This is a genomic window from uncultured Cohaesibacter sp. (assembly GCF_963556055.3).
Lineage (GTDB): Bacteria > Pseudomonadota > Alphaproteobacteria > Rhizobiales > Cohaesibacteraceae > Cohaesibacter.
Window position 1 is genome coordinate 34,011 of sequence record NZ_CAUVYE020000010.1, and the last position, 17,121, is coordinate 51,131.

Genomic DNA, 17,121 nt, shown 5'->3' on the forward strand with positions numbered 1-17,121 from the left:
GTCTAGGTCTTACAATAGACCACAACCGCGGAACAACTGTTCCGCGGTTGCCATTTGCGTTTAATCTACCGGAGTTGGATCTACCAACATATAACAAATGACTGTCAGCACCCCGATACCTGCCAGCAGCATCCACGCGCCTGCCAAGCCACCCAGATAGGTCAGACCCAGAGCAAGGATGGAGAAGGCAAAGCAGCGCACGATCGACTGGATCGGAGAGACAATGCCGAATGCAGGGGCAAAAGCCTTGCGGCGGAACTTGCCGGCAACCACAGACGTTGTCAGGTTGGTTGCGCCGCCAAGGGAAAGACCGATCATCAGCAGCGATACCCACAGGATGACGACGCTGTCGCCAGCAACAAGGTTGATGATGATGGCAGCAACCCACCAGGCTTCATAGAAAGCCAGTGCCCATTTGGTGCCGACCTTCTGACCCAGCCATCCCCAGAAAGGAGCGCCGACGGTGCCGATCAGGGCCGAAAGGCTCATGTACCAAATCGCGGTCTGTAGATCGAGGCCCATATCCATCATGCGCGGAACCAACTGGCTGAGAACGCCCACGAGCACGATATAGACGCCACCCGCACCGAGGCCGAGCAACCAGATGTCCTTGTTTTTCAAAAGGGCTCCGGTGGTCAGGGCTGGGTTAACCGCGCCATCTTCATCTTCGTTCACCAGGTGAGCTTTCCAGTTCGGATCATTGTCCGGATACTGACCTGCTTCCTCAGGTGTGTTTTTCGCGAACAGGGCAAACAGCACGAACAGTATCGCCAGCAGGACAGACATGCCCGAGAAGCCCCATTGCGGACCGAAGGTGCCCAGGAACCATGCGAGCATCATCACGAAGAATGCCGAAGACAGGTTCTGGCCAACGGTCGTCCAGCCGAAGGCCAGATCTTTCTTCACAGGGAACCAGTTGGCGATGATGGCAGGGCCAGCGATATAAACGCCGCCCGAAGCAAAGAAGGCAACGCCTGCAAAGAAGGTCACGAACAGGGTGATCGAGCTTGCATAGCCCAGCGCTGCATAGCAAAGGGCAGAGAAGAAGATGCAGACCAGAACAGTCAGTTTTGGTCCCCACTTTTCGGAGGTTTTGGCGGCAAGGTAACTCGAAACGATACCGGCCCAGGATGCAGGGGTTGCATAGAGCAGAAGCTGCGCATTATCCAGACCATAGGTTTGAGCCAATGTCGGAATAACAATATTCAGTCCATGTGTGGTCAGGCCTGCACCAAGGAAGAACAGCATCGCCTGCATTGCGATAACCATCCAGTGGCGGCCAGTAAAATTTGTCTTGGTTGTTGATGCGGCCGTTGCCTCCCCGACCGTCATCATCCCAGATTCCTCAGTCATTAACCAGGTCTCCCATTTAACGCCCTTTGACGAGTTGTGGCTTCACGAGGTTCAGGCGTATCAAATCCTCGCCGCCTATCCTTGTTTTGTCCAACCGGGGCCCCATTTTCGGGGCAGACCTTGACGGTCCGGATGGCTTTCTTTTGGTTTTTGGTTTGAGGCCACTTTAGATTTGATAGGGGCGTCAAAATGGGCCCGGTGACTTGATGCGTCACCGAGCTTTTCTTGTAGGAAAACGGCCTTGCTTAACTTTCCATGATCTTCAGATTGTCGGAGACTTTCAGGTCAGGCTCGATTTTGCTTGCGATGTCTTCTGGCGTGACACCTTCGATGATGTCGGTCAGAACCAGACCGTCAGGGGTCACGTCGATGACACACTGTTCGGTCACGATGTGATCAACCACCCCCTTGCCGGTCAGTGGGAAAGAGCATTCCTTGAGGATTTTCGGGTCGCCCTTCTTGGTGCATAATTCCATTGCGATGATGACCTTGCGCACACCGCACACCAGATCCATGGCCCCGCCCATGCCGACCATGTAACCGGGGCGGGCCCAGTTTGCGAGGTCGCCATTCTCCGCCACCTGCAACGCACCAAGCACGGTTGCTGCCAGACGTCCGGAGCGGACGATCGCGAAGGATGTCGCGCTGTCGAAGGAAACCGCACCGGGCAGCGGGGTGATGGCCTGTCCGCTGGCATTGGTGAAGTTGGTCATGGAATGCAGCCCGGTTGCCGTTGGGCCGGTGCCGATCAGACCATTTTCCGTGTGGAACAGGACGGTCGGGTCGGAATAGTTGGGGCAAAGGCTCGGCATGCCAATGCCCAGATTGACGACGTCGCCGGGCTGGAAGAAAGCGGCAACGCGTTTTGCGATTCTGTTACGGATATCCATTTCGCTCTCCTCTTAGTCAGCCAGAACCTTGTCGATGAACACGCCCGGCGTATGGATGTGATCGAGACCGATTTCATCCATTTCAACGAGCAGATCTGAATCAACGATGGTGATGTCGCCAGCCATGGCGACCAGCGCGTTGGTGTTGCGCGAGGTGCCGCGATAGGCAAGGTTGCCAAGCGGATCGGCCATACGGCAACGCACCATGGAAATGTCAGCGCGCAGCGCCGTTTCCAGCACATAGTTCTCGCCATCAACCTCGATGATCTGCTTGCCTTCCTGCATCATGGTGCCAAGGCCGGTTTTGGTCAGCACGCCGCCAAGACCCGAGCCACCGGCGCGAATGCGTTCCATCAGCGACCCTTGCGGGCAGAACTCGATTTCGATCTTGCCTTCGCCATAAAGCGCGACGGTTTCGGCATTCATCCCGATATGGGAGCAGATCACCTTGTCGATGCGGCCCTCATGAACGAGACGGCCTACCGTTTCGTTCGGGTCACCGGTATCGTTGGAGATCAGTTTCAGATGGCGGGCGCCGCTTTCAAGCACCAGATCGATGATCCGTTCGGGCATCCCCTTGTTTGCAAATCCGCCATTCATGATGGTCATGCCATCCTTGAACAGGGGGATGATGTCATTGCGACTTGTGAATTTCCCAAGCATTGATTAATCCCTCGTCAAAAGCACGGAAACGCCCTGTCCACCGCCAACGCAGAAAGAAATCACTGCATTGTTGATGGCCGGATTGCGTTTCATTTCATGCACGGTTTTGGCTGTGAGGATCGCACCGGTACCGGCCAGAGGATGGCCAAGTGCCAAAGCTCCGCCATTCGGATTGACGCGGTCCAGCGGCATGCCGATTTCCTTGATGCAGGCCAGAGACTGCGCCGCGAAAGCTTCGTTCAGTTCCCACAGATCGATGTCTTCGACCTTGAGACCCGTCTGCTTCATCAGCTTTTCTGTCGCCGCGATCGGGCCAAGACCCATATAGTTGGGATCCACACCGGTTGCCGCGTAGCCACGGAAGACACCGAGAATTTCCAGACCCTGCGCTTCGGCCATGGAACGCTCCATGATCACCATGGCACCAGCACCATCACTCATCGGCGAGGAGTTGCCTGCGGTCACCATGCCGTCCTTGATGAAGGCCGGACGCAGCTTGCCAAGGGTCTCCAGATTGCTGTCGGCACGCACACATTCGTCTTTGTCAACGATGATCGGATCAGCCTTGCGCTGCGGAACCGGGATTGGAACAATCTGTTCATCAAACCGCCCCGCGTCCACCGCAGCTGCGGCCAGCTGATGACTGCGAACGGCAAATTCGTCGAGTTCGGTGCGGGTGAATTCATAACGTTTGGCGATATTTTCCGCCGTGATGCCCATTGGCACGTTGCCCACACGATCCGGGGCCGTCCAGCGTGCATCAATGACCGGAGGGGCAACCGAATATGGCTGTTCCAGCTTCTGCATGGTGTAGGTGCGGCGGCTGTCGCTCTCGACACCGCCCGCGACGATCACATCAGCAAAGCCAGCCATGATCTGCATGGCACCATAAGCAAGCGCATTCAGCGAAGCGGCACATTGGCGATCAAGCGTGATGCCGGGCACGGAAATCGGCAGGTCCGCTTCCAGAGCGACCATGCGGCCCATATTGAGGATCTCGTTGTTCATCAAGTTGCCGAAGATGCAATCTTCGACAAGGGCAGGATCGATGCCGGACCGTTTTACGGCTTCTTTCACGGCAGCCGCGCCCAGGATGTGCGCCGGAACAGAGGCCAGTTTGCCGCGACAGCGACCGACCGGTGTCCGAACTGCCGATACAATGACGGCTTCTTTCATTTTCTTTCTCCAGATTGCTGGTCTTCAAGGTCCCCCTGCGGCCATGTCATCCTGAGAGGGGGGAAGCAATGGATGACATGGCCACCCACTCACCTTTGGAGCGGAGGAAGCTTCAGGATTTCGCGGGCTTCAGCGGACGTAGCCGGTTCATTGCCGAACACTCTGATCGCGTCGGCAGCGCGGGTCACCAGCTGTGTGTTGGTTGCCTTGACGCCTTTGGAGAAATAGATGTTGTCTTCAAGGCCGACACGGACATGACCACCAAGAGCAAGTGTCGCAAACAGGATTGGAAGGTGACCACGGCCGATGCCGAAGGCTGACCAGGTGCAGTCTTTTGGCAATTTGGAGTGCAGATACATCAGGCTGTCAACGGTAGCAGGCATGGCGCCGACAACACCGAGACAGATCTGGAAATGGGTCGGGGTTTTCAGTTTGCCTTCTTTGACGAAATAGTCGGCAACACCCAACATGCCGGTATCGAAAATTTCAACTTCCGGCTTGACGTTGCTCTCGATCATCGCTTCGCCAAGCTCGCCAAGAAACTTGGGAGAGTTCATGAAAACACCACCCGGCATCCAGTTGAAGGAACCGGCATCATAGGAACCGATTTCAATGTCCTTGAGCGTCTTGATATGCTCCATCCGCTGGGCGTCCGTCGCACGATGATCGCCCGAGGTGGTGCAGTTGATGATCACATCGCAGTCGTCATAGGCGCGGATCAGCTTGATGGTTTCGGCAAATTTGGCCGGATCCATCGTTCCCATGCCTTCATCGTCGCGCATGTGAAGATGAACGACCGCAGCGCCAGCTTTCCAGCAAGCATATGCATCCCTGGCGATCTCTTCCGGCGTAAGCGGAATGTTCTCGTTGGCGCTCTTCGGAGTCAAAGCCCCGGTCAGTGCTGCTGAAATGATGGTTTTATTTTCTAGGCTCATTTGACTAGCTCGTTGTTGTTAAAGGCAAATCGAAATGATCACGTCAAAAACTGAACGCAGCAATTGACCGATCCGGAGCAGCGCAATTCAGGCGGCAAATCGAAGGAAGGAGAAAGGCATAGAAATACCGTTCGCGCACAATGAAATCTATTCACTAGCGCACGTTATATTTATAGATCTGGCCTTTTGGCTTTGTGATCCTCCTGATCTTAAATATTGCCCCGATCTGTATTTCCACAGGCTTGGGTGTCTACTATCCCGAGGCAAATTCAAGATTTACCACCAACTACAGGTGCCGTTGTTAATGAGCATAAATTGCTTCATTCAATAGTGGTAATTCTTTTTTGGTATTTGAATTATTTGTTGCCCGCATAACCTTTGAGCATTAAAAACATGAGCTTTTTAGCAATTTTCGCCATTCCGGAGGCCTGCACGCGTATCGGGTAATGCATTTTCGTCATAATCAATTCGCCTTTTCCACCCGATGGCAGACTTCGCTTTTTCCGTTTGAAGAAACATTTGGCAACAGTCATGTCGGGCCTTCTCTCGGCAGCCCGGGCTGGAAGGGCGACTGCCTTTAGGGAGAAAGTTCGCAACAGTGTTTGCGCTCATGCAAGACTTGCACTAAACAGTACGGGTAGGTTCGCTATAATTCTTCGCTTCTCTGTTTCCAATGGTTCGTCGCAGGCTCATCCCGGGCACACACTTTGTCCCGGTGGCGTGGACAATTATAAAAAGAAAGAAATGGGAGGCCACCAACAAGAAACACAAGTCGTTCAGGATGGTTTTTCGGGGCCATAACGGGCGACACGACAAGATCGATGACGTGGGCGGTTCTGCAAGCTCATCAAAATCGGCCAATATGAATCAGCGAAATGTTTGGGAGGCTACATGGAAATTCGCTTGTTTCGGGAATATCTGGTTTTGTCCAAGCTGCTCAATTTCAGTCGAGCGGCGGAACAGTTGGGCATGACGCAGCCAGTGCTCAGTCGGCACCTGAAATATCTGGAAGAACAATTCGATGCCAAGCTTCTCAATCGGAACACTCATCAGGTTGAGTTGACACCGACCGGACAGCTGCTGGCCGAAGAAGCCGAAAAAATAGTTGTCCAGTATGAAGCGACGTTTCACGTCATCCGGGAGGCTCTGGGCAAAAGCCAGAGCTCGCTGTCGATCATGTTCCTCGGCGCTGCAACACGTGAGTTCTTTACGGACTTTCTGGTTCGTTTCCGCAAGCATCATGAAGCGGTGGAAATCAATTGCTGCGATACCGATCTTGATGCAATCCCGGACGCTCTTGATCGCCACGAGTGCGATCTGGCTTTTCTCATCAGGCCTGATCACCAGATAAATGACAAACAATTCAAGCATATCGAGCTGTTCAAAGACCCCTTGTGCATCGCGGTACACAAGGATCATCCCCTGACCAAGAAAGAGCAGGTCTCAATCACCGATGCAGCCGACTATCCGATCATTGGTGTCGACAAGGCGGTTTCTCCGCTCTCGGGAGAGTGCAACAGCTATTTTCTGGAACGATATGGCGTTTCCTATGGGCCGGACGTCGTTAGCCCCAACTTGCCAACCTGTTGCTTCAATCTGGAACTGAGTACAAACGCGGTGGTCATTCTTCCCAAGCATCAAACCCATCTGCTTGGTAAGAATTCAACATTTCTTCGTGTCGCCGAGGCGGACTGCCAGTTTAATGTCGAACTCATCTGGGACCCCAAAAACAGAAACCCCAGCATCTCTCTTTTCATAGATGAACTGGATGCCTTTCTGAAGGATCACACCGGACTCTAATATCCCTGCCATCGGAAGAAAATGACAGGGATATGGTCAAGCTTCAATCAGGAGAAAGGGACGGGGTTGGCTTCGGGCTATTCCCGCTCAACGCAAACAGCCATACCCATGCCACCGCCAATGCATAGGGTTGCCAGACCTTTTTTGGCATCGCGACGCTCCATTTCGTGAAGCAGTGTCACAAAGATGCGCGCACCGGATGCTCCAATCGGATGGCCCAGAGCAATCGCTCCACCATTCACATTGACGATCGATGTGTCCCAGCCCATTTCATTATTTACGGCAACAGCCTGTGCGGCGAAGGCCTCGTTGGCTTCAATCAGATCCAGATCGTCTACGCTCCAGCCTGCTTTTCGCAAGGCTTTTTGGGATGAAGGGATTGGCCCCGTTCCCATAAGTGCAGGGTCGACACCGGCAGTTGCCCAGGAAACGACCCTGGCCAAGGGCTTGATGTTGCGTTTTGCCGCTTCTTCAGCGCTCATCATCACGACAGCAGCCGCTCCGTCGTTAATTCCGGATGCGTTGCCCGCGGTAACGGTGCCGTCTTTGACAAAGGCGGGACGAAGGCCTGAAAGCTTTTCAACGGTCGTTTCCGGTCGAATGAATTCATCTGTCCCGATGGTGACGTCGCCCTTGCGGGTCTTGAAGGTTACCGGAACGATTTCCTGATCAAATTTGCCGGCCTCACGCGCAGCAGTGGCCTTGCTCTGGGAAGCAGCGGCAAGCTCATCCTGCATTGCACGGGTAATGCCATATTTTGCAGCCACATTTTCTGCGGTCTGCCCCATATGGTAGTCATTGAAGGCATCCCACAGACCATCGATGATCATGGTATCCGTCATTGTCGCAGGGCCCATCTTGACGCCGCTGCGCATGAAAACGGCGTGCGGTGCACGGCTCATATTTTCCTGACCGCCAGCAATCACAATATTCGCATCACCGCATTTGATCGACTGCATGCCCAGGGCAATGGCGCGAAGACCGGAGCCACAAACCTGATTGATGTTCAGCGCGGTTGTTTCTATTGGCAATCCTGCTTCAATCACGGCCTGACGAGCAGGATTCTGCCCCTGTGCTCCGGTAAGCACCTGACCGAGAATAACGTCTTCGATGTCGGCTGGCTGAAGGTCGGCGCGTGCGAGCAAGGCCTTGATGACCGTTGCCCCAAGCTCGTGAGCCGGAACACTGGCAAGCCCTCCATTGAAGTTTCCGATTGCTGTGCGCGCAGCTGCTGCGATAACGATTTCCGACATAATGATCCTCTGGAAATATTGAAATGTTTAGTGCTGACCAACAGCAGTCGCTTGTCACTTGGGCATTTCGGTATGAGTAGGCATGGGTTTCAACCGGATAGAACCGAAAATCTTCGTTCACGAAGCGAGACCAGGAGCACTGGCCTTTACACGTCATGTTCGTGGTGGCGTGTGACGTCCAGATCCAAGCAAATTCCGGTGAAGCTTGTCGGCTATCACAGTTCCGATCGTTGGCATGCTCATACAAGTGGCTCTGTTGACGGAAGATATTCTTGAATTATTGCGCGAAAATGGGAAATTCTTTTTCTGAATAAGGGTTATTCGTAAAAAGGAACGTCCTGCGCCCTGCCCTGCGCTCCGGATCATCGATGCAACGACACCGATCTAATGAAAATGATTCGACCGGCAGACGGCGAAACCGAACCGCATGCCGTCCTGCTGGCAAACATGGTCCTCTTCATGTGTATAGAAGAACGGCTTCGGGTCGATCTTTTCAAAGTTGCCTTGAAGCAAATGCGCCCGACATGCTTTCGTGCGGAAGCTGCGATCGTCCGAGCTTGCCTTGTGCCGGAATTCAATTACGACATTCTGCCGCTCCATAATTCCGTCGGCATCAACATGCGCATACCTGTTTTCGGAAGAATAACGCTTTGTCTTTCAGGGACAAACCCTTCGTGCTCCGGACTATCTTTTGGCAAATAAAAATGTTTCCGTCCGGATATTCTTCCGACGTCAATTCAGGCAAGAAACGACACTGATAATAGTCTTGTTATGCCGAATAGGCATAAGCCGTTGTTTGTTTAGAATTTCACCCTCTCCGAAAGCGATGCTAGCTCTATTTTAAGGCAGTCTAAAAATGGGCTGTTGGGTTATTCGAGCGTTATTCGACAGGAGGAGTCTGGGATGAATAAAAGTAAAGATCAGACCTCGAACTTGGAGCATACGGGTGTCTTTGGGACGGCGGTTCGCAGCACGACAATTGCAGCGGTCAGCTCTGTCCTGCTGTGCAGCACGGCCTTTGCGCAGTCGGCACCAGAAGGCAACAGTGAAGATTCGGGCGATTTTGTTTCCAGTGTAATCGACTATATAAATGGACCCGGCGTGCCCGGTCCGCTCTCATCTGTGGGTGAGAAGCTGCATGAAAAGGGCATCAAGCCGGTTCTTGTCATCAGCAACAACTTCATGACAAACCCTTCCCTGGGGCTGGTGAAGGGCAAAACCGAACGGGTTACAACCGTTTCCTATGGTGCAGATCTTGATCTGGAAAGGATTCTCGGCTTCAAGGGCTCCTCTTTCCATGTTCTGGGACAGTATAACCTGTGGACACATGGGTCCGAGTCATTCGCAAACGCCGCTGGTGACAGCATCATCGGGCATGCTGCCCCGTTTGCGCCGACCGATGAACGCCTCACAAAACTGACATTTGAACAGAAACTGTTTGATGAACGATTTGATTTCGAGGTTGGTATCGACAACGCGTCCAGTCATTTCGGCACACCGGTGTGCAACACGCCATTCCTCTGTCAAAACAGTGTGACCCAGTTCTATAACGGTATAAATCCACCACCGTTTGGCAACTATGGCGCTCGTGTTGCCTATAAGCTGACGCCTGAGGTTACCGCTCAGGCCGGTTACTACCGCACCAACCTGAACTTTCCATTCTCACATGGCTGGGAAGGCTGGGACGGCAAAGTCACCCTTCCAAACGGGGCAGAGGTTGAGTCCAATTACAACTTGTTCCTGGCGAGTGTAAGTTATGACACCACCCTCCAAACGGATCTTTACCCGACCCATTTGGAGGCCATGATTTATCACAATGACACCGACTTTTCGAGCCCGAAGACCCCGGAAGTCTATGACAGCATGACAGGTATTTACCTGGGTGCCAAACAGACGATCTGGCGCCAGAGCGACGAGCCGACGGCAACATCCATTGCTCTTTACAGCAGCTTGTTTGCCGACTTTGGCGAAGGGGACGACGTAAACAGCGAACTGGATGCCGGTGTGATCTTCCAGGGTCTGTTCCACGACCGTCCATTCGACAGCTATTCTGCCAAATTCATCTGGAACCATCTGTCTGATGACTATGCCTCTTATGCCAATGTTGGCTCTCAGGACGAATTCTCTGCTGGCGTAGACGCCAACCTGGTTCTGGCTGGCAACACCATCCTTCAGCCTTGGGCCATGTATACATGGAATACCAACAAGGCCATGAATCCAACCTCAACGGCAACAGCTGATGACGGATGGGCCGTTGGCGTGAACGCAATCTTTTTGCTGGACAGAGCTCTCGGGCTTTAAGAATCGTCTTGGCAAGACAATTGACTTCGCAAATGTGGAAAGGCGCCTTGGGGCGCCTTTTTGCTTTCATGGGCTCTGCGCAGAAGACCGGGCATGTCAGAGACTATTGATTTCGCAGGCGCTCCTCGCGCTGGCCGATTTGCAATGACGCCACGTTCGGACTGACATCTCCTCGGAACGCTCTCGAATCGGGACCGAGGTGTCTGCCGCTGCTGGTCAACGCTCGATCGACGAGCTTCCGAGCGCGTTGGGCGATTCCCAACACACGATACAGCCTATATGGATTTCATCCTCTTCATTCAGCTCTCATCGCCTCAAAAGTGACCCGCTGAGCCATACAGAAGCATGAATGAGATTCATGGCTTCATACAAGAATTGCTCTCTACCATCCCTCCTCCCGGCGACCATATTCATATCATAAGAATTTTGAAGTTCGATGATCGAGTAAAACGCTGGGAGACTGCCGATGAAAGAAGATAAAAACGTCGAAAATTCAGGGAAATTTGCGCGTTCAAGCAGGAGAAGCGTGCTGAAATTTGCGGGTGCCAGCGTTGCAATTCTTGGTGCTGTCTCGCTATTCAAAAGAACCGAAGCAAAGGCAAATAACATGACGGATGAGTGGGACAAAACATTCCCGAAAAGCGAAAAGGTAGAACACAAGAAAGTCAGCTTCAAGAACCGCTATGGCATTACCCTTGCGGGCGATCTCTATGTGCCGAAAGATCATGCTGGAGGCAAGCTTGCTGCGATTGCCGTGAGTGGACCGTTCGGGGCTGTCAAAGAGCAATCTTCCGGGCTCTATGCCCAGACCATGGCTGAGCGTGGTTTTGTTGCGCTTGCCTTTGACCCTTCCTATACCGGCGAAAGTGGCGGGGAGCCGCGCAACAACGCGTCACCCGACATCAATACGGAAGACTTCAGTGCCGCAGTTGATTGCCTTGGCATGCAGCCGATGGTGGACAGGGAGCGGATCGGTATCATCGGGATCTGTGGCTATGGCGGCTTGGCGCTGAATGCGGTTGCCGTCGACAAGCGCGTCAAAGCCGTTGTGGCCAGCACCATGTATGACATGACCCGCCTCATGTCGAAGGGCTACAACGACAGCATGACCCTTGAGCAACGCACGCAAAGGCTTGAGCAGTTAAGCCAGCAGCGCTGGCAGGACGCGGAACGTGGCAGCCCTGCCTATGGTCCGGTATCTCTCGAATTGAAGGGAGGCGAGCCGCAATTCGTCGTGGACTATGCGGACTACTATAAGAAGCCTCGCGGTTTTCATGAACGATCAGTCAACTCCAATGGCTCATGGAGCCTCACATCGGCCTTTCCGTTCATGAACATGCCGATCCTGACCTATATCGCGGAAATCTCGCCGCGACCGGTCTTGTTCATTCATGGGGAGAAAGCCCATTCACGGTATTTCAGTGAAACGGCCTATGCAAACGCAGCTGAACCGAAAGAGCTGATGATCATTCCGGGCGCCAACCACACCGATCTTTATGACCAGGTGGACATCATCCCGTTCGACAAGCTGCAATCCTTCTTCGAGCAGCATCTGGCCGTCTGATTGCCATCACCTGGAGCCAAGAGGCCCGCGGTTTGCGTATCGCGGGCCTTTTTTTATGTTCACGCAAAGAGAAGTCAAAGGGCTTCATATCAGGAGGCGTTTTGCGCTTTGAGGCGATCAATGACGAGCCTCAACGCCGAGCTCATCTGGCGGCGGCTGGAATAGAATAGATGATATCCTTCAAACGGTTCGCACCAGTCTTCCAGAAGGCGATGAAGGGACCCATTCCGGATATCGTCCATGACTTCATCTTCAGTTACATAGGCTATGCCAAGGCCTTCCTTTGCGGCCCTTATCGACATGTCACTGTCGTTGAATATAAATGATCCCGATACACGGGTGACTATTTCTTCTCCATCCTTCTCGAATTCCCATTCATACATGGCCGCACTGGGATGGAACCGGTGATTGAGGCAGCGATGAGCATCAAGATCGCGAGGATGCTGGGGAGCGGGATGTTTCTTCAAATAGTCGGGAGAAGCGACAACCGCGATGCGAACGGGTGGCCCTATGCGCACAGAGATCATGTCCTGACCGACAAATTCTCCAAGCCGGATACCCGCATCGAACCGATCCTCGGTCAGATCATTCAGACGGGCATCGAGATTGAGCTCAATCTCGATTTCGGGATAGTCCCGGGCGATTTTCGAGAGAACCGGCCAAAGCAGGAGTCTGGCCACAGGTTTGCTCGATGTCAGCCTAACAAGCCCTTTCGGGGCATCGCCAAGAGATCTCAGTTCCTCGATCCTGTCGTCAATCTGTTCCAGCCCCGGCCGCAGAGCCTCTAGCAGCTTTTCTCCCGCATCTGTGAGGGAAACGCGTCGGGACGTGCGGTTCATCAGTTTGATGCCGATCGAGCTTTCCAGGCGCCGGATTGTGTGACTGACAGCGGATTGAGAAATGCCAAGGCGCGCAGCAGTCCGTGTGAAATTCGTCTCTTCTGATGCGACCATAAAGACGGCCAGATCACTGAGATCTTCTCGTTTCATTCATGCCTCCTGAAGGAAAGACGTTCCATTTGTTATCTTTTCTCTATTTAGAAGCATTGTCCATGAAATTGATTCATTGTTGAAGAGGCGTCAGTTATGGGGTCTTGAGTGCCTGCCATTGTTGGTTTGCGCTATGCTTGGCGCGAAGCGATGATAAGCACGCCGCAGATTAGCAGACCGGTGCCAAATGCAGCAGTCATGATCCCGTTCAGGGTAACATTCTCAGTCCGCGACATGTCCCATGCCAGTCCGAACACCATTTGGCTCGCAACCAGAATGGCGATGGTCGGCGCGGCCCCCATATTCCTGTATCCGGTGATGCTGGCAAAGACGAAGAAGGTGCCCAATATCTCAGCGCCTGCCGTTCGCCAACGAAAGATGGCCCCGATGCGTTTCCCGTAAGTTGTCATTCATTTGATGGTGCCCGGCATAGCATCCCAGACGACTTTTAAGGCTGTTTTCAATTATTGACTTGAAATTAGGACGCCTGTCCTATATTTAGCCAATAATAGGACGGACGTCCGAATTATGGAGATTGAAATGGACGAACAGCTTTCACGAAAGATCCAGCTATGGTGTGCCTATAGCGGGATTGCTTATTGTGTACTCTACGGCATCAGTTTCATCATTTTGCCGGTGAACTATCCGCCTCCGGATCCAGCCTTTACGGCGCAGGAACTGGTCGACAACTACTATTTGAAATACCAGTCCCGCATCATGTTGGGACATGTTCTGAACGCGGCGTCGGGCATTCTCTACCTCACGTGGGGCACGCAGCTCACCGTACAGATGTGGCGACGGGAACCGCTCCCAATCCTCTCCCTGCTTCAGTTGGGTGGTGCCATTCTGACCACATGGGTTGTCATGTTCCCGCCTGCTATGTGGGTCTGGTGTGCCGAGAATGCAGCCACGGCTGATCCCGAGACAATCAAGATGGTGCATTTCATCGCGTGGTATCTTTTTGACATCACATATTGGGTGACGACACTTGAATGCATCGCGATTTTCCTGATTGTTCTGTACGACAAGGAGAAGCCTGCACTCTTTCCCAAATGGGTCGGTTGGTTCTCTCTTTTTGCCGGTCTCAGCTTCATCCCCCTGACCGTCGTTCCCTATTTCAAGGATGGCATTTTTGCTCTCAATGGCTACTGGAACTTCCATGGCGTCTTCATCTTCTTCGGCGCATTCACCGGGGTTGCCAGCTACTATATGGGGGTCGACCTCAAGCGCGTTCGCATCCCCGCCGTTCCCGGCATTGGTCAGGCATTGAGCCGCAATCAGCGTCAGTGATGTGAATTCGACAGAATGGATGCAATTTCCACGATGCAGCTTGATGCAGCAATCACTTCCGCCCCAACGGGCGGAAGTGATCACATAATAGGTCTTCCCGCACATATACTGAATGAGGCAAACCTGAAGAAGGGAGACTTTGCTTTGGTCACCTTCACGGGAGAAGCTCTTGCAAGAATTGAAGATCTGCCACCCGATCAGGATCGGGCGCAGGTACTGCTTTCTCCGTCTCTGGCCTTCAACATCGGCCTGATCAACACCGGATCGATACGCGTCAATCCCGTCGCTCTCGTCGAGGCGGAGCGTATCACCTTCAGCAAAAGGACAGCTCAGCTCAGGACCGAACCGCAAAGGGCGTCATTGTTCGACAAATGGAGATCTGACAGCAAGCAGGGGCAAAGGGCAACGTCGACGACAGACAGGGATGCAATACGGGCCCGGATTTTGGGGCAAGCCCTGCTCAAGGGGAATCTCCTGTTTCTGAATTCAGAACAAAAGCAGGAGCTACAGGTTGTCGAAACCGTGCCCGAAGGGGCCGTAGTAATTTCGGAAAACACAGAACTCCGTTTTCTTGATCCTGATGGGCGACGAACCGGATATGATGATATTGGCGGTCTGACACAGGAGGTTGCCAAGGTCAGGGAAATGGTGGAACTGCCGCTCAATCATCCAGAGCTGTTTGAACAACTCGGTATTGATGCACCGCGCGGCGTTTTGATGTATGGCCCTCCGGGATGTGGCAAGACGCTGATTGCCCGGGCCGTTGCCGAACAGACAGACGCCGTGTTCCTCACGATCAACGGACCGGAAGTGATCCAGAAGCACTATGGCGAATCTGAGGAATTGCTTCGGCGGGTCTTTGAAGAAGCCCAGAAACACAGGGCAGCCATTTTGTTCATCGATGAAATCGACGCCTTGGCCCCCAACCGGGAAACGGTTCTGGGCGAAGTGGAAAAGCGTGTCGTCGGGCAGTTGCTGGCCTTGATGGATGGCGTCTCAAGCCGAGGCAATATTGTCGTCATGGCGGCCACAAACCTGCCCAACAATGTGGATCCGGCGTTGCGGCGTCCGGGGCGCTTTGACAGGGAAATTGGTATCAATCCACCAGGCAAGGCAGGTCGGGCCGAAATCCTGTCCATCCACACCCGTTTCATGCCCCTGTCGGCTGATGTGGATATGGAGCGTATTGCCGCAGTCACCCATGGCTTTCTTGGGTCTGATCTGGCGGCCCTTTGCAGAGAAGCCGCCATGCGCTGCGCAAGGACGGCAAGCCTTGTCAGCATCAATCCTTCACGCCCCTCATTGAGACCATTCGTTGGCATGTCCCATTTTCTGGAGGCTCTGGAGGATTTCAAGCTCTCAACCATTCGTGAACTCAACTCCGATATTCCGGAAACAAGCTGGTCAGATATTGGTGGCCTGGAAGCTGAGAGACAGCGCCTGACCGAGGCGTTGGAATGGCCGAGACTCTATGCAGATCACTTCGCGGAAGTTGGCGTTTCCGCTCCGCGCGGTATTCTGCTGACCGGGCCTTCCGGTACGGGCAAAACCCTTCTGGCTCACGCGGTCGGCGCCAATACGGAGGTCAATTTCATTACCGTCAAGGGACCGGAGCTGCTCTCAAAGTGGGTTGGTGACAGCGAGCGAGGCATTCGCGAGACCTTCAGACGGGCACGCCAGTCGGCTCCATCCGTCATTTTCTTTGACGAGCTTGATGCAATCGTTCCTGCCCGGGGTTCAGAAACCGGAGACGGGCAGATTGGAGACCGGATGGTTGGCCAGTTCCTGCTCGAACTTGACAGCCTCGGGCCGCACTCGGACGTGATTGTGATCGGCGCATCAAACCGGGCGGACAGGATTGATCAGGCCCTGTTGCGGCCCGGTCGTTTCGACCTGATCCTCGATCTTAAGTTGCCAGACACCAAAAGCCGACAGAAAATCCTTGGGGTGCATTGCCGAACCAGCCCTGTCTGCTCGGATGTTTCCTTTGAGGTCTTGGCCAAACTGACCGAGGGCATGAGCGGTGCGGATATTGCCGGGCTTTGCCAGAGAGCCAAGATGCTGGCGATCAAGGCAATCATCACCGAACCACAGAAACAGGATGGAGGCCTCAACAAATTGGCCATGCACCATTTTCAACAGGCCCTTGCCGATGTAAAACAGTAAGAGAAACGCGAACGAAAGAAGCGGGAAACCCAGGCTTCCCGCTTTCCTTCTCCTGAGGAATGCAAAATGAAAAAGAATCCATCCGCCATGCCCAAGGGAGAAGAAACCGCAGAGAAGATACTGGATGCGGCGATGAAGGCGATCGCGGCGAAAGGATGCGGTTCTGTAACCTTGCGGGAAATCGCCAAGGAGGCGGGCGTCGTTCTCAGCCAGCTCAACTACTATTATGGCAACAAGGATGGTCTGTTCGCAGCCGTCCTGAAACGCATGCAGGAAAACTACATAACAGATTTTGAAGGCAGGTTACAGCAAGACGGATCTCTGCAAGATCACACCAGAGAACTGATTGCCTTCAATCGCTCTCTTTTGCTCGAAGAGCCGGAAATCTATCGAAATTTCCTTGAATTCTCCAATTTCGCCATGAGTTCTCCGGGTTTCCTGCCCTTTGTCGAGCGTTTCGTTGCCGATATTTCGGACATGATCGAGGAAAGGCTCTACGGATCGAGCGCTAAGGACCAGAGCGATCATTCTGCCGCAGTCATGACACGGTTCATCTTGTCCGCTTCTTTCGGAATTTCTCTGCAACATTTTCTCGCGCCGGACGACAAAAGCATCCTCTCCGGTTTCGAGATGCTGGAAGCGGCTATTCCGAATTTGAACGTCTCGAATTCGAAGTGACGTTCCGATCGCAAGTGCCAAAAACACAGACTTCAATTCCGCCCCAATCCTGACATTCGTCAC

General features: G+C 53.4%; 15 protein-coding genes. 6 read left to right on the top strand and 9 right to left on the bottom strand.

From position 1 onward, the window contains the following. Positions 1-60: 60 nt before the first annotated feature. From ACHZB8_RS05685 to ACHZB8_RS05710, 6 genes are all read right to left on the bottom strand, one after another. Positions 61-1,353: an MFS transporter gene (locus ACHZB8_RS05685; protein WP_316859283.1), complete on the bottom strand. Its 1,293-nt coding sequence runs from the start codon at positions 1,351-1,353 to the stop codon at positions 61-63. Between the two features lie 245 nt (positions 1,354-1,598). After that, positions 1,599-2,243 carry a 3-oxoacid CoA-transferase subunit B gene (locus tag ACHZB8_RS05690; RefSeq protein ID WP_316859284.1) on the bottom strand — a complete coding sequence of 215 codons (645 nt, stop codon included), beginning with the start codon at positions 2,241-2,243 and terminating at the stop codon, positions 1,599-1,601. Between the two features lie 12 nt (positions 2,244-2,255). Beyond that, positions 2,256-2,906 (bottom strand): CoA transferase subunit A, encoded by a 651-nt coding sequence (locus ACHZB8_RS05695; RefSeq protein WP_316859285.1) that lies wholly within the window; start codon positions 2,904-2,906, stop codon positions 2,256-2,258. Positions 2,907-2,909: 3 nt separating this feature from the next. After that, complete coding sequence (locus ACHZB8_RS05700; protein ID WP_316859286.1) at positions 2,910-4,082, bottom strand: thiolase family protein; 1,173 nt, start codon at positions 4,080-4,082, stop codon at positions 2,910-2,912. 89 nt (positions 4,083-4,171) lie between these two features. Continuing rightward, a complete protein-coding gene (locus ACHZB8_RS05705; protein ID WP_316859287.1) occupies positions 4,172-5,017 on the bottom strand; it encodes a 3-keto-5-aminohexanoate cleavage protein in 846 nt (281 codons plus the stop codon). Between the two features lie 356 nt (positions 5,018-5,373). Continuing rightward, positions 5,374-5,550 carry a hypothetical protein gene (locus ACHZB8_RS05710; RefSeq protein WP_316859288.1) on the bottom strand — a complete coding sequence of 59 codons (177 nt, stop codon included), beginning with the start codon at positions 5,548-5,550 and terminating at the stop codon, positions 5,374-5,376. 358 nt (positions 5,551-5,908) lie between these two features. Here ACHZB8_RS05710 and ACHZB8_RS05715 point away from each other — a divergent pair, with 358 nt between their 5' ends. After that, positions 5,909-6,817 (top strand): LysR family transcriptional regulator, encoded by a 909-nt coding sequence (locus ACHZB8_RS05715; protein WP_316859289.1) that lies wholly within the window; start codon positions 5,909-5,911, stop codon positions 6,815-6,817. Between the two features lie 77 nt (positions 6,818-6,894). Here ACHZB8_RS05715 and ACHZB8_RS05720 read toward each other — a convergent pair whose 3' ends face one another. Further along, on the bottom strand, positions 6,895-8,070 hold the full coding sequence (locus tag ACHZB8_RS05720) for an acetyl-CoA C-acetyltransferase (RefSeq protein ID WP_316859290.1): 1,176 nt from the start codon (positions 8,068-8,070) through the stop codon (positions 6,895-6,897). Positions 8,071-8,973: 903 nt separating this feature from the next. Here ACHZB8_RS05720 and ACHZB8_RS05725 point away from each other — a divergent pair. Together ACHZB8_RS05725 and ACHZB8_RS05730 are read left to right on the top strand one after the other, a co-directional pair. After that, positions 8,974-10,371: a carbohydrate porin gene (locus ACHZB8_RS05725; protein ID WP_316859291.1), complete on the top strand. Its 1,398-nt coding sequence runs from the start codon at positions 8,974-8,976 to the stop codon at positions 10,369-10,371. A gap of 466 nt (positions 10,372-10,837) precedes the next feature. Continuing rightward, positions 10,838-11,935, top strand: a complete 1,098-nt coding sequence (locus ACHZB8_RS05730) for an alpha/beta hydrolase (RefSeq protein WP_316859293.1) — start codon at positions 10,838-10,840, stop codon at positions 11,933-11,935. A gap of 89 nt (positions 11,936-12,024) precedes the next feature. Here ACHZB8_RS05730 and ACHZB8_RS05735 read toward each other — a convergent pair whose 3' ends face one another. Continuing rightward, on the bottom strand, positions 12,025-12,924 hold the full coding sequence (locus ACHZB8_RS05735) for a LysR family transcriptional regulator (protein ID WP_316859294.1): 900 nt from the start codon (positions 12,922-12,924) through the stop codon (positions 12,025-12,027). 131 nt (positions 12,925-13,055) lie between these two features. Continuing rightward, entirely contained in the window at positions 13,056-13,334 is a 279-nt protein-coding gene (locus ACHZB8_RS05740; protein ID WP_316859295.1) for a DMT family transporter, read from the bottom strand. A gap of 130 nt (positions 13,335-13,464) precedes the next feature. Between ACHZB8_RS05740 and ACHZB8_RS05745 the strand changes: the two genes are divergently transcribed. The 3 genes from ACHZB8_RS05745 to ACHZB8_RS05755 all read left to right on the top strand — a co-directional run bounded on the left by ACHZB8_RS05745 (position 13,465) and on the right by ACHZB8_RS05755 (position 17,058). Further along, positions 13,465-14,214, top strand: coding sequence for a hypothetical protein (locus ACHZB8_RS05745; protein ID WP_316859296.1), 750 nt, complete (start codon positions 13,465-13,467; stop codon positions 14,212-14,214). A 15-nt stretch (positions 14,215-14,229) separates the two neighbouring features. Beyond that, positions 14,230-16,380: an AAA family ATPase gene (locus ACHZB8_RS05750; RefSeq protein WP_316859298.1), complete on the top strand. Its 2,151-nt coding sequence runs from the start codon at positions 14,230-14,232 to the stop codon at positions 16,378-16,380. 66 nt (positions 16,381-16,446) lie between these two features. Beyond that, the gene (locus tag ACHZB8_RS05755; RefSeq protein ID WP_316859299.1) at positions 16,447-17,058 is read left to right on the top strand and encodes a TetR/AcrR family transcriptional regulator; all 612 of its coding nucleotides are present in this window, start codon (positions 16,447-16,449) and stop codon (positions 17,056-17,058) included. The last annotated feature ends 63 nt before the right edge of the window (positions 17,059-17,121 follow it).